The 12,922-nt window shown below is 60.1% G+C and carries 13 protein-coding genes; 7 read left to right on the top strand and 6 right to left on the bottom strand.

All coding sequences use genetic code 11. The features are described 5' to 3' along the window. Positions 1-91 precede the first annotated feature (91 nt). Positions 92-1,624, bottom strand: coding sequence for a sensor domain-containing diguanylate cyclase (locus AYM40_RS36760; protein WP_181448480.1), 1,533 nt, complete (start codon positions 1,622-1,624; stop codon positions 92-94). 833 nt (positions 1,625-2,457) lie between these two features. Between AYM40_RS36760 and AYM40_RS36755 the strand changes: the two genes are divergently transcribed. The 5 genes from AYM40_RS36755 to AYM40_RS36735 all read left to right on the top strand — a co-directional run bounded on the left by AYM40_RS36755 (position 2,458) and on the right by AYM40_RS36735 (position 6,261). Further along, a complete protein-coding gene (locus AYM40_RS36755; RefSeq protein ID WP_335341244.1) occupies positions 2,458-2,772 on the top strand; it encodes a hypothetical protein in 315 nt (104 codons plus the stop codon). A gap of 60 nt (positions 2,773-2,832) precedes the next feature. Continuing rightward, positions 2,833-3,291: a universal stress protein gene (locus AYM40_RS36750; protein WP_063501071.1), complete on the top strand. Its 459-nt coding sequence runs from the start codon at positions 2,833-2,835 to the stop codon at positions 3,289-3,291. Positions 3,292-3,549: 258 nt separating this feature from the next. Further along, on the top strand, positions 3,550-4,365 hold the full coding sequence (locus AYM40_RS36745; protein WP_063501070.1) for a creatininase family protein: 816 nt from the start codon (positions 3,550-3,552) through the stop codon (positions 4,363-4,365). Between the two features lie 61 nt (positions 4,366-4,426). Next, positions 4,427-5,599, top strand: a complete 1,173-nt coding sequence (locus tag AYM40_RS36740) for a YncE family protein (protein ID WP_063501069.1) — start codon at positions 4,427-4,429, stop codon at positions 5,597-5,599. After that, the gene (locus AYM40_RS36735) at positions 5,596-6,261 is read left to right on the top strand and encodes an HAD family hydrolase (RefSeq protein ID WP_063501068.1); all 666 of its coding nucleotides are present in this window, start codon (positions 5,596-5,598) and stop codon (positions 6,259-6,261) included. Before AYM40_RS36740 ends, AYM40_RS36735 begins: the two co-directional genes overlap by 4 nt. A 145-nt stretch (positions 6,262-6,406) precedes the next feature. On the opposite strand, the gene AYM40_RS36730 is transcribed toward AYM40_RS36735, so the two are convergent. Then, entirely contained in the window at positions 6,407-7,399 is a 993-nt protein-coding gene (locus AYM40_RS36730) for an IS5 family transposase (protein ID WP_063494418.1), read from the bottom strand. Between the two features lie 235 nt (positions 7,400-7,634). On the opposite strand from AYM40_RS36730, the gene AYM40_RS36725 reads away from it, so the two are divergent. Continuing rightward, the gene (locus tag AYM40_RS36725) at positions 7,635-8,216 is read left to right on the top strand and encodes a hemerythrin domain-containing protein (protein ID WP_063501067.1); all 582 of its coding nucleotides are present in this window, start codon (positions 7,635-7,637) and stop codon (positions 8,214-8,216) included. Between the two features lie 194 nt (positions 8,217-8,410). Here the strand turns inward: AYM40_RS36725 and AYM40_RS36720 are convergent, their stop codons facing one another. The 3 genes from AYM40_RS36720 to acs form a co-directional block, all read right to left on the bottom strand. Then, on the bottom strand, positions 8,411-9,154 hold the full coding sequence (locus tag AYM40_RS36720; protein WP_063501066.1) for a YoaK family protein: 744 nt from the start codon (positions 9,152-9,154) through the stop codon (positions 8,411-8,413). A gap of 49 nt (positions 9,155-9,203) precedes the next feature. Then, a complete protein-coding gene (locus tag AYM40_RS36715; RefSeq protein ID WP_063501125.1) occupies positions 9,204-9,809 on the bottom strand; it encodes an acetate uptake transporter in 606 nt (201 codons plus the stop codon). Between the two features lie 123 nt (positions 9,810-9,932). After that, positions 9,933-11,909 (bottom strand): acetate--CoA ligase, encoded by a 1,977-nt coding sequence (gene acs, locus AYM40_RS36710; RefSeq protein WP_082855556.1) that lies wholly within the window; start codon positions 11,907-11,909, stop codon positions 9,933-9,935. Between the two features lie 290 nt (positions 11,910-12,199). Here acs and AYM40_RS36705 point away from each other — a divergent pair, with 290 nt between their 5' ends. Then, positions 12,200-12,391 (top strand): DUF2964 family protein, encoded by a 192-nt coding sequence (locus AYM40_RS36705; RefSeq protein ID WP_063501123.1) that lies wholly within the window; start codon positions 12,200-12,202, stop codon positions 12,389-12,391. A 43-nt stretch (positions 12,392-12,434) separates the two neighbouring features. On the opposite strand, the gene AYM40_RS36700 is transcribed toward AYM40_RS36705, so the two are convergent. Then, the gene (locus AYM40_RS36700; protein ID WP_420488530.1) at positions 12,435-12,905 is read right to left on the bottom strand and encodes a hypothetical protein; all 471 of its coding nucleotides are present in this window, start codon (positions 12,903-12,905) and stop codon (positions 12,435-12,437) included. Positions 12,906-12,922: the final 17 nt, after the last annotated feature.

Below are 12,922 nucleotides of genomic sequence, written 5' to 3'. Positions count from 1 at the left end.
ATCCAAATAAGGCAACTTCAATCGCGCGACCATTACGTTCGTCCGCGGCATGCTTCCGTGTGCCGAGATCAGACTTGCTAGCGGCACTGCTCTACTTCGCGACTGCGTCCATGGCCCAAAAACGAAATACTCCTTTGCCCGCTTTCTTTGCGTCGTACAAGGCCGCATCAGCCCGCTTCTTCAACAGTTCAAGGGGCTCGTGTTCTGTTGCGAAGGCAATGCCAATGCTCACGCCAATTTTCACCGTCGCGCCTCCTGATAGCGCATAGGGTTCGGATAGCTGCTGGATAATGCGCTGCGCAAGTCCGGCGGTGGAGGACATGGTTGAGGTCTCAAGGACAATGGCGAATTCGTCGCCGCCGAGCCGTGCCACCAGCTCCCCTTGTCGCAGCGTCCGTCGCAAGCGCTCCCCCACCATTTTCAGTACTTCGTCGCCCGCCGCGTGGCCAAAGCCGTCATTCACCTGTTTGAAGCTGTCCAGATCGAGATACATCACCGCCAATGCCGGATCGTGATCGTCCGCGCACCGGGAAAGTTTCCACTCCAGTTGTTCGCGCAGGTAGCGTCGGTTCGGCAGACCTGTCAGCACGTCGTGACGGGCCCATTGAAGAATTCTGGCCTCGGTGTTCCTACGCTGCGTCACGTCTTCGATGATGATCACAGCGCTGCCGTCAGGCACCGGATTGCGAGTCATCTCGAGCTGGCGGCCATCATTGAGATTCAGGTCAAGCGGACCGTGTTTCTCCAACAGCCATGTCGTACACCGCTCGACAAGCTGCTTCCGGAGCGTTTCGCCATACTTCGAGAGCCCTAACTGACCAAAAAACTCAGGGAGAGGGACATTGAGCTTCGGCATCTCGACAGGGGCGCCGAAAAGCGCTGCGGTTCGGCGATTGGCAATGATTACCTTCGCGGCGCTGTCGATGGTGCACAGCCCGTGCGGCATATAGGTTAACACCGCATCGAATTGGGCCCCGAGTTCAGCGTGCCTCTGTTCGGCTGTCATCAGGGCAACAAGCATCGCATAGTGGCGCCTGACCACCGAAGTCATCGCCACGACGTACAGGCAAAGCGGTGGCACCAGAATCCACATTGCGCTACGGGACGCGAGCAGGCCGCCCAGTCCAATGGGAATCGCCCCCAGGCAAATCTGCGCGATCGCCAACCGGGGCAAGGCCGCATTTCTTGAAGCTATTCCGCCTAGAATGCCGGCCGTCACCATCACGGCGAGCGACGCCAGTTCGCTGTCATGGGACATGATGCAGCCCATCGTACCGAGGCCGAACAGCAGGCAGGCCAGTAGCGAAGCCGGCACGTATCGGACGGCCCATGGGCCAGGGTGAACCGCATCCGTACGGCTGCGCACGATGTAAGCACGCGCGATCCCGACCCGTGTTACCAGGAGGCCAATATCCGTCGCGAGCCATAGCTCGGCCCACGTTTGATGCAGGCGGATGACGGCTACGAGCGCAATGAAACCGCTGGCGCCCCCCGACATGACGAGCGGCCATACGTTTTCAAATAACGTCGACAGCAGTGACGTACGAACGGCGCCCGTGACGTCGCCGTTGTGTGCCCCCGGTGTCGCAAGAATCGAATCGAGAATGAATGTCTTGCCGGGCATGATATGACCGCATCTGAAATTTTCTGCCAGGCCGCTTCGCGTGACGGCTGCTCCCTGTGTTTGCGGAGGAAGCAGTGCCCGTCCCGGGCATTCTATGCCGCCTATTCGTTAGAGCGCATTGAACTGAGGACCTCTCCCTTTAACCGGTTCTTCATCCGTATCTGAGGTGACTATAGACGCCGGACGGCCCGCACCGTTGATGTAAGTCAACGGCATGAAAAGGGTATGAAGTGCAGGAGCAGCACGTCATAGTCCGGCCCCGTCGCGGCGCTCAAGCCGAGAGTTTCGGAGCGTTCGCGGGATTTCTGAATCGACGGCGTGAGCCAGCCGGCCCCACGAGCCGTCATGGGCGTTACGGCGTGTCTGACATCTCGCGCATTGTCTCCTCCTGCTGGTTAGCCCCGATCGCTTCGGCGGGGTCGTACTGGTACAACATTAAGCAAATCCTACGCTAGGTTAGCGGTATTCGCGCGCCGGCGGAGTGTCATCACCTTTGTCGTTGCGCCGTGGCGGGGCGGTGGATTTACCCGGCCAACCGCAGCCGCTCAGGCGATGCGAGATTACGCATATTCATCCCGATACGCCTAAGTGGCTTGATTTGAATCAATGCGAGCGAAATGCACTGCCGTATCCGCGAAACGTGAGGCATCGCGGATGCGGCAGATGGCGTGTACACCATTGATACAAGTCAATTCGCGCGCGAGGAAAGCGCAGATGATGAGTTTATGATTGCCGTCAGCCTGGGTGGGGCGCGGTCTCGCGTAGTTCCCGACGAGGTCGGAGTCGTCGCTCGACGCGCGGCATTCTTGCGGAGGTGACCGATGGGAGTCGGCATGCAGATTACGTATCTCGGTTTTGCTGGATCTGCGCCCATCGAAGCTGAGGCTGGCATGCAGTTAGTGCGCCTAGAACGGTTCAGGGAATACCTTGCCGGTTGCCACCTGACCGTCGAGGCGATACGCAACGGTCTGTTTCATGGCAAGCCAGCTAGCCTTCTCTATGACGCGCGCCTCGATCTGATCACCCGCACAGATGACCTGATTGCGGTTGAGCACTGCCTCAATGAGAACCTGGGCATAGCGCTCCGGGCAGCATTCGACGCGGCAGAGCGACGGCTCGAACAGGCCTTGCGCCGACCGCGCCGTTGATCCGTCGTGAGACCTGCCGAGCGGGGGGCATTCGTAACCAGCTTAGGAGGGAGTGTGGCCATGTACAAAGATATCCTGGTGGCACTGGATGGCAGCAACGCGTCGAAGGGTGCGCTCAAGGAAGCTATCCGCATGACGAAGCTGGCTGACGGAACGATGACGGCGGTATATGTGCTCGACCGTTTCGCGATGTTTGCCTATTCGGCCAATTACGACCAGTTTGCGATGGTCGAGGCGCTTCGAGCCGAAGGCGATCGAATATTGGCGGATGCGCATAAGGAGGCGACTGAGAGCAACGTTGCGTGCAAGGTCGATATCGCCGAGACGGATAACATCAGCGAAAACGTCGCTAGCTGCTTGCTGCGTTACGTACAGGGGCACGACGTGGACCTTGTCGTGATGGGTACCCATGGGCGTCGCGGGATGCAACGCATGACGCTAGGTAGCGTCGCTGAGCGCTTTCTTCGATTCTCGACCTGCCCGGTGCTGCTGGTTCGTGATGCGGACGTTGCAACCTGAGCGACGTAGCATTGCTGCCGGGCAGGCGCTTGCAGAGGAAGCCATGATTCGCGCGGAATACCGAATCGTCGGTGTGGCAGTCTGCCGTCTACATCCGGACGCAACTGCAGGCCTCCGCGTCGGGGACGCGTCGCAATGATATCGGCGAGCAGATGCTCAATGTTGCTCGCCGGATGACGCCGTTCGAGATCGAAGCGGCAGTTCGGTACTATTCAGATAGTCGTTAACGAGGTACGCACTTCCCACGAGGCCCCCTCCATGCGCTTTCCACCAAGACGAGCTTTCGCATCCGTCATTTTGCTCATCGCTACGCAGACTGTTTTTGCTCAAACCCCGAAAACAGTATTCCTTGAGGACCTGACCTGGACCGAACTGCGTGACCAGATTCAGACGGGCAAGACCACCATCATCATCCCTATTGGCGGGACCGAGCAAAGCGGCCCTGACGTCGCACTCGGCAAACACAATGCACGCGTCAGGGTGCTGTCGCAGCGGATCGCCGAGGGCTTGGCCAATGCGATCGTCGCGCCGGTCATCGCCTATGTCCCGGAGGGTGGCTACGCTCCACCGACTTCGCACATGCGCTTTCCCGGCACGATCACCGTGCCGGACGACGTGTTCGAAAAGACGCTGGAATCTGCCGCGAACAGTTTCAAGGTTCACGGCTTTACCAACGTCGTCTTTCTCGGCGACCACGGCGGCTACCAGAACGATGTCAGACACGTCGTAGCCCAGCTCAACAAGAGCTGGGCCGGCACGAACGCCCGCGCATTCGTGCCGCCTGAGTACTACGGCACCAGTTCGGACGGCTACGCGCAGATCCTGCGGCAGCACGGTGTCAGCGATGCCGAAATCGGCACGCATGCGGGACTCGCGGATACCTCGCTGCTGCTGGCGGTGGCACCGCAGATGGTGCGGCTCGAGCATCTGCGAACCGGCCCTAAACTGGGACCGGCCGACGGCGTCTATGGCGGCGACCCGCGCCACTCGAGCGTCGAACTCGGTCAACTGGGTATTGACGCGATCGTTTCGCGGACCATCGATGCCATCAAAAAAGAGACCGCAAGCCGTTGAAGCATTCGGACGACGCCCGCTTCCGCCCCGATCAGCCATTCACTCGATAACGGAATTCACCATGCAATTGTGTTTCCCCCGCTTTTCGCACGTTGCAACGGCCGTCGCCATCGCGCTGGCCGGTTTCTGCGCCGCCGGCGCTGCATCGGCCGCGTCGGCTGTCACCACGGTGGCCGGCATGCCGCCAGTGGTGAATCCCGATAACCTGTACAGCGAAGCGGGCGCCGGCCATCTTAGCCCCGCGGTCGCCGGCGCGTTGCCGCGCGTCTACGTGCCGAACCTGCGTTCGAACGACGTCTACGTGATCGATCCGGTCACGCTGAAGGTGGTCGACAGGTTTCACGTCGGCTTCAGTCCGCAGCACGTCGTCCCTGCATGGGATCTGCAGACGGTGTGGGTGGCAAACAACGCCGAAGGCCGCCCCGACGGCAGCATGACCCCGATCGATCCGAAGACCGGCAAACCCGGCAAGCAGATCATGGTCGACGATCCCTACAACATGTACTTCACACCGGACGGCAAAGAGGCGATCGTGGTGGCCGAAGCTCACGCGCGACTGGACTTTCGGGATGCGCACACGATGGCGCTGAAATCGAGTCTCGAAGCGCCCCAGTGCAAAGGCATCAATCACGCAGATTTCTCGATCGACGGCAAGTATGCGCTCTTCACCTGTGAATTCGGCGGCAAGCTGGCCAAGATCGATCTCGTCAACCGCAAGGTCGTGGGCTATCTCGAACTCGACAGGAAGGGCATGCCACAGGACATCCGCATCTCGCCGGACGGCAAGGTGTTCTATGTCGCCGACATGATGGCCGACGGCGTCTACGTGGTCGACGGCGACAGCTTCACCAAGATCGGCTTCATCAAGACCGGCGTCGGTACGCACGGCCTGTACCCGAGCCGCGACGGGACCCGGCTCTATGTGTCCAATCGCGGCTCCAATCTCGTGCACGGACCGAAACATGGCAAGGGCAGCGTGTCGGTGATCGACTTCGCAACGCGCAAGGTCGTCGCGAACTGGCCGATTCCGGGTGGCGGCAGTCCCGACATGGGAAATGTCAGCGCGGATGGCAAGATGCTTTGGCTATCCGGTCGCTTCGATGACGTTGTCTACGCGATCGATACGACAACCGGCTCCGTCAAATCCATTCCGGTTGGCGCGGAACCGCATGGGCTCACCGTCTGGCCGCAGCCCGGGCGTTATTCACTCGGCCACACGGGGAATATGCGTTGACAAGTGACTGGAAACCGGACTGCGCCCTCTATCGAACAACGCGGCGCGATCAGGTTGTTGCCGCCTTCGATTTCGACGGTACCATCACCGCCTCGGACAGCCTGCCCGATTTTGTGCGTTACGCAGTCGGTAGTCGAAGGTTGATCTATGGCGCGATTCGTGCGGCTCCATGGCTGGCTGGCATGTTGATTGGCGCGTGCGACCGGGGCACCGCGAAAGCGCATTTTCTTGCCGAGACGATCGGTGCCGCTACCCGGTGTGAACTGGAGGACGCGGCGCAGCGATACGCAGCTCAAAGATTGCCGGCGCTTGTTCGACCGGAAATGGCCGCGCGGATCGGAGAACATAAGCGTCGTGGTCACCTACTGGTACTGGTCAGCGCGTCGCCCGCGCTCTACCTGAAGGCCTGGGCTACGAGCGCGGGATTCGACGCGGTCCTTGCGACCGAACTCGAATTTCGTGACGGCCGCTTTTACGGCCGCCTGGCTTCGCCGAATTGTTGGGGACCAGAAAAAGTGCGACGACTGCAACACTGGTTCGTCGACGGTCAACCGCGTGTGCTCTATGCGTATGGTGATAGTCGAGGCGACACGGAAATGCTCGCGCTCGCCAATCATGCGTGGCTACGCGGCCACGGCGAAATGCCTTCCATCGATGCATAGACGTCGCACTTCTAGGGAAACACTGATCAATAGACCAATCGCCCAGGTCGTAGGCGAGATGGCGTGGAATTTTCTGGATGACGAAGTGAATGAGCATCGATTTCGGTGAAATTAGCTCGGGAACAAGCCTCACTTCTCCCGTTTTTCAGACACATGACGGATTGCTCCCATGAGCCGACAGCAGCTGATTTTTCGCGATCACCAGATTCGCCAGCGCGAACAGGCTGAACAGCTGTGCCGTGTTCTTGGCCAGCCCCTTGTAGCGAACCTTGCGATGACGGAACAGGTTCTTCACGACATGAAACGGATGCTCGACCCGCGCGCGGATCTGCGCCTTGGTTCGCTCGACCGCGATCACCAGGTCCTTCAGCGGACCTTCCTGCATCGCCTTGATCTTGCCGCGCTTGGCCGCCACGCGCCATTTCACCGGTTTGCCCTTCATCTCGTCGCGTTTGTCCACGCCGATGTAGCCCGCATCGCCAAACGCTTCCTCCTCATGCCCGTGCAGCAGGGCATGGGCCTGCGACACATCCGACACGTTGGCCGCCGTGCCCACCACGCTATGCACCAGCCCCGAATCGGCGTCGACACCAACGTGCGCCTTCATACCGAAGTGCCATTCGTTTCCCTTCTTCGTCTGATGCATCTCCGGGTCGCGGCTCTTTGCGGCGTTCTTGGTCGACGGCGGCGCTTCGATGATCGTCGCGTCGACCAGCGTGCCTTCTTTCATCATCAGCCCACGCTCACACAGCGAGATGCCGATCTCGTCGAACAACTTCCGCGTAAGCTCATGCTCGATCAGCAGACGCCGAAACTTCAACAGTGTGGTCGCATCCGGCACGTTCTCGACCGCCAGATCAATGCCGGCGAAGGCTCGCATCGCAATGCTGTCGTACAGCGCGTCTTCCAGACCTTCGTCCGACAACCCGTACCACTGCTGCAGGAAGTAGATTCGCAGCATCCGCTCCGGGCCAATCGGCGGCCGGCCTCGCTCGCCCTTCGGATAGTGCGGCTCAATGACCGACAACAGTCGCGACCAAGGGACGACCTTCTCCATCTCGGCCAGAAAGCGTTGACGCTTGGTCACGCGCTTCTTGCCCGCACTTTCCGCTTCCGCAAAACCGATCTGCCGCTTCATCGTCGTGGGTCTGCTCCTTGAACTTCTTTCTACAACGTCCTCGGCTACGTCATCGATGACCGCCGAGTTGAATAAATCAGCGTTTCCCTAGTGTGCCGGTTGATCTCAATCAACGCGCAGGCGTTGCCGGACGTCCACAGTGAAGTGAAAGTGAGGACGTTCTCGTCGGTGCTCGCCGTCAATGCGTGGCAGGCAATCAAATCGTCAGTGTATTTCGAAGGTCGGAGAGTTTGATATGCAGCCGCTGGGACCTCGCAGTGCCATACTAGTCATCCTTAATGAGCACCGGCAGTTGTCTGCGATTATTGAAGGCATGCTGCGTTTTACCCGCCTGCTGGAAACTGGGTCGAAGGCTCCGGGTCTCATGGTGTTTCGGGCGATGCTTTACTACATCCGGGAGTATCCGGAGCAGGTGCATCATCGGAAGGAGGATCGTTACCTGTTTGCTCGGTTGCGGGCCCGGACAGATGAATTTGACGATGTACTTGACGAACTGGAGGCCCAGCACGCTGAAGGTGACGCGCGGGTGCGAGATCTGGAGCACGCGCTGACCCGGTATGAACTGAAGGGCGAGTCCGCATTTGCTGCGCTGCGCGCCCTGGTGCAGGAATACGCAGAGTTCTGCCTGAGACACCGGAGTCTGGAGGAGGAAGTGATTCTGCCTGCTGCGAGACGTTTGCTGACGACGGATGACTGGGCCGAGATTGACGCGGTGTTTGGGGTCAACCGTGATCCGTTCGATGGAGTCAAGCTCGAAGAGGATCTTGGCAAGCTATTCTCGATGATCGTCAAGGCCATTCCGGACGCGAATAACTAGCGGTTCGCAGCGCTCGATACGCAGCCAGTCCACGTTAATTGCACCTCCATTAGGCGCAATATGAATTCGATGCCGTTCAGTTCCAATCAAGGAAGGGGTAACGTTTCTGTTCGACGTATCCCGTCACCCAATCCCGCGGCGTGACGTGACCAGCGGTCGAGCAGCGCGAAACAGGGGGCATTGCGAAAAGTACTCTACCGGCGCTGCGCGAGCATATCGTCGAGGACCGGAACAGCGGCGAGAGTAAGAAGTACGACAGCAAGGGGAATGGTCGAGATGAACCCAAAGTGCTTGAAGCCTACGGCGCCTGTCAGGCCACCTGCGAGGAACGACAATAGGAGCGATCCGAGGATGCGCAGTTTCTCGCGATCTGCGCGGACGGTACTCCCATCCATTGCTCCAACATTCCAGTAAAAGAACTTGCCGAGTTCGATGCCGATATCCGTCACAAGACCGGTGACGTGCGTCGTGCGGATCTCCGCCTTTGAGATCTTTGTGATCATGGCGTTCTGCAGACCCATCACATAGCACAGAAGACAGACGGTCGCCGGTACGAAAAGGACGCGATGGGTCTCGAGATTTGTTCCAAGCAGGCCAAAGCAGAGGAGCAGCGTAGCCTCGAGCATCAACGGCATTGCATACAGACTGTGCAATTGCTGGCGACGCCCCCAGTTGATCATGATTGCGGACGTGGCGGCCCCGAAAAGGAACGACAACAAAGAACTCAATCCCGTAACGATCGCGTTGATTTCGCCGAGCGCGAGGTTGTCGGCGAGCGACGACACAATGCCCGACATGTGTGATGTGTACTGCCCCACAGCGAGGAAGCCGCCGGCGTTGGCCGCGCCGGCGACGAAAGCTAGCGATCGACCCAAGCGCAGATTCGCCGCGTCACTGCGCTCAGGTTTCGTGAATCCTCGAAGATAGTTGATCGGCATGCCGAGATTTTATCAGTGTGAGCGGCGGTGCAGTGGCCGCCGCCTGCTTTCAAGCGCCGCGGAGTCCCTCGGTGACCGTTACGGTCACGTCGATCTTCTGAACGACGGTTCCCACCGGCAGCACTGTGTGCCCATGCGTTTCGTTGATGATCTCAGCCGCCGACAGGTAGAAAGCCAGCAGCGCCGTCAGCAGACCGAGGTAACCGCCGGCGTGGTGCACCCACACGAGGCCGGTCCATTCGCTCGCAGCCAGCACGAAGAAAGTGATCCACAGAGACAGAAACACCAGTTGCAATGCGCGCGGCGCATGCCATGTCGCGACCCACATATAAAGCGTGAACATGCCCCACAGGAACAGATACCAGCCGACGAACGCTGCGGGCACGGTGCCGTGCAGGAACAGCACGAAGAGGGCGAACGACCACCAGAAGGCGCCATAGCTCAGAAAGGCTGTCGCGCCGAAACCATTGCCGCGCGGTATTTCCATGAGTCCGGCGAGCATCTGCGCGGTGCCGCCATAAGCGAAAGCGACGGCGAGCACCATGCCCATCGAATCGCCGCTGAACCAGCCGGCGTTGATCATGCTGAGCAACCAGGTCGTCAAGGCAAAACCGGCGAGGCCGAGTGAAGCGGGATTAGGGGCTTTGATATTCATGATGAATTCCTCATGCAAACAGAAGTAGAGGTCGATTGCGCGGCTGTCCTTAAGACGGGCGCCGCGCATCGGCCACAACACGATCGAACGTTTGAACGTCTGAGCGCCGGACCGCCGAACTGTTCAGATCGAATCGGCGAACTGGGAAATCACGGCGGGATTCTCGACGGTCGACGTGTCTTGTGAAATCGCTTCGCCTTTTGCAACTGAACGCAACAAGCGGCGCACGACCTTGCCGGAGCGGGTCTTGGGCATTGCGTCGCCGAAACGGATGTCTTTCGGTTTCGCGATTGGACCGATTTCCTTGCCGACCCAGGCGCGCAACTCGTCCGCTACGCGTTTTGCCTCAGCACCGGTGGGCCGTGCCGTCTTCAGAACGATGAAGGCGACGATGGCTTCGCCGAACGTTTCATCCGGACGCCCGGCAACCGCAGCCTCGGCGACGAGCGGATTGGCCGCCAGCGCCGACTCGATTTCCATCGTGCCCATGCGGTGGCCGGAGACGTTCAGCACGTCGTCGATACGACCGGTGATCGTAAAGTAGCCTGTGTCCCGGTCGCGAATCGCGCCGTCGCCGGCGAGGTACAGCTTGCCGCCGAGTTCGTCGGGGTAGTAGCCGTTGCGAAAGCGCTCAGGATTGCCCCAGATCGTGCGGATCATCGACGGCCACGGCTTGCGGATGACAAGCACGCCGCCTTGTCCGTTGGCGACTTCATGGCCGGTTTCGTCGACGATCGCCGCATCGATGCCCGGCAGCGGCAGCGTGCACGATCCCGGTACGAGCGGGGTAGCGCCGGGCAGCGGCGAGATCATGTGGCCGCCTGTCTCGGTCTGCCAGAACGTGTCGAGCACCGGACAGCGGCCACCGCCGACATGTTCGGCGTACCAGTTCCATGCGCTTGGGTTGATCGGCTCGCCGACCGTGCCGAGAATGCGCAAGCTGCTCAGGTCGAAGCTGTCAGGATGCACCGTAGTGTCAGCGTCGGCGCTCTTGATGAGAGACCGGATGGCCGTGGGTGCGGTGTAGAAGATGCTGACCTGATGGCGCTGAATCATGTCCCAGAAGCGGCCTGCATTCGGATAGGTGGGCACGCCTTCAAAGATGACCTGGGTTGCACCTACTGCGGTCGGGCCATAACAGATATACGTGTGACCGGTGATCCAGCCGATATCGGCGGTACACCAGAAGACATCGGCCGGCTTGATGTCGAAGGTCCATTTCATCGTCAAGCCGGCCCACAGCAGATAACCACCGGTGCTGTGCTGAACGCCTTTAGGCGCGCCAGTTGACCCTGATGTGTACAGCACGAATAGCGGATGTTCGGCGCCGACCCATTCCGGCTCGCAGGTATCAGGCTGGTTTCGTTCGAGCTCGTGCAGCCACGTGTCGCGTCCGGCGATCCAGGGGATCCGGCCGCCGGTACGCCGATAGATGACGACCGTTTTGACGGCTTCGGCGCCGCCCATCGCAAGGGCTTCGTCGACGATTGTCTTAAGCGGCAGCGGCTTGCCGCCGCGCATCTGTTCGTCGGCCGTCACCACGGCCACCGCGCCGACATCGACCATCCGTTCATGTAGCGATTTGGCGGAAAAGCCGCCGAACACGACGGAGTGCGGCGCGCCGATGCGTGCACACGCCAGCATGGCAACGACACCTTCGACTGACATCGGCATGTAAATCACCACCCGGTCGCTTTTCTTCACGCCGCGCGCGCGCAGCGCGTTGGCGAGTCTGCACACGCGGTGATAGAGCTCCTGATAAGTGACGCGCCTGATCTTGCCATCGTCCGCCTCGAACACGATGGCCGTTTTGCCGGCCAGTCCGTTGGCGAGGTTGCGATCCAGGCAGTTGTATGACGCGTTGAGTTCGCCGTCTTCGAACCATTGATAGAACGGCGCGTTTGCCTCGTTCAGGACTTTCGTGAATGGCCGGCGCCACTCGAGATGCTCTCTGGCAAGCCGCGCCCAGAACGCTTCGTGATCGCGCTCGGCCTCGGCCACGAGCGCATGGTAAGCCTCCATGCCGTCGATGCTTGCGTGCTTGAGCGCGGGGATTTGCGGCGTCGTAGTGTTGAGTTGATTAAGCCCGATGGTAGACATCCAGTGTCTCCTCACATAAAAGTCAAGGATAGGGCGAGGCCTGAAACGGCGAGTCGCTTGAAGGAAGGCTCTTGATGGCCGTGGTGCAGATGCGTGCGTGCAGGTCAACTATGACCGCACGCCCGATCGGGCGGTTGATACACATCAAGGGAAGGACTGAGGGGAGAGCGGCCGGTGCTTGATGCAAATCAATCGCAATACTTCCGGCGGGGCGATGATGAGTTCATCATTGACTGTTGGCGATTGTCACGCGGGTACGGAATCGCGTGCTCTGTGCATAGGGGGACATGATGGTCCAGGCAGAACCCAGAATCATTCTGGCGGCGGTGGCCGTTTTTATGGCATTGGCGGGTTTGGGTGCAACCATCCGCGGTTTGCTGTTCGACAGTCCAGCCTTTATCCACTATGGCGCGTTGGCACTGGTTGCCGGCGTCGCCAGTTTCGTCGTCCTGCTGATGCCAACGACCGCAGACGACACTTAGCCCTTCGCGCGTGACGCGTGTGCCTACGTTGTTGTTGCCCGCTTCAGGCTTTGACCGTGCCGCATGCCGGAGTCGGCGTATCTGATGATGCCGCGCGCTCTCTCGGTTCGAGCCGCAAAGCGCCCCAGCCGAGCGGCGCAAACACGTGGCCGCCCGCGAGTTCAACCTGCTCCACAAATGACTCGAGCGTGATGCCCGCCATGATGTGAATCGGTGCGTTGCCGACAAAACTTTGCGTGCGTAGCCACGGCGTCTCGCCGCGATTGATTTCGTTGACGCTGCGCTCCTTGCCGTCGTAGCCGAGATCGGGCGTATACAGCGGACCATCGAAGGCAACGGTCAGAACCTGCTCGGGACTGTCGGTGTAAGGGGGCGCGGCGTGCCGTTCATAAGGCGCGCGCTCCCAGCCATCGCCCCATTGCTGGTCGAGCGCCAAGCGCGTGAAATAGGCCCAGGGAGCACGCACGAAGCAGAGTCCGTACGCATGACGCACGCCGTCAAGATTGGCAATCATTCCCACGGTTGCACCTC

The organism is Paraburkholderia phytofirmans OLGA172, assembly GCF_001634365.1.
In the GTDB taxonomy this organism is placed as follows: Bacteria; Pseudomonadota; Gammaproteobacteria; order Burkholderiales; family Burkholderiaceae; genus Paraburkholderia.
Note: the sequence above shows the minus strand (reverse complement) of the source record. Positions and strands in the feature narration are given on the sequence as shown.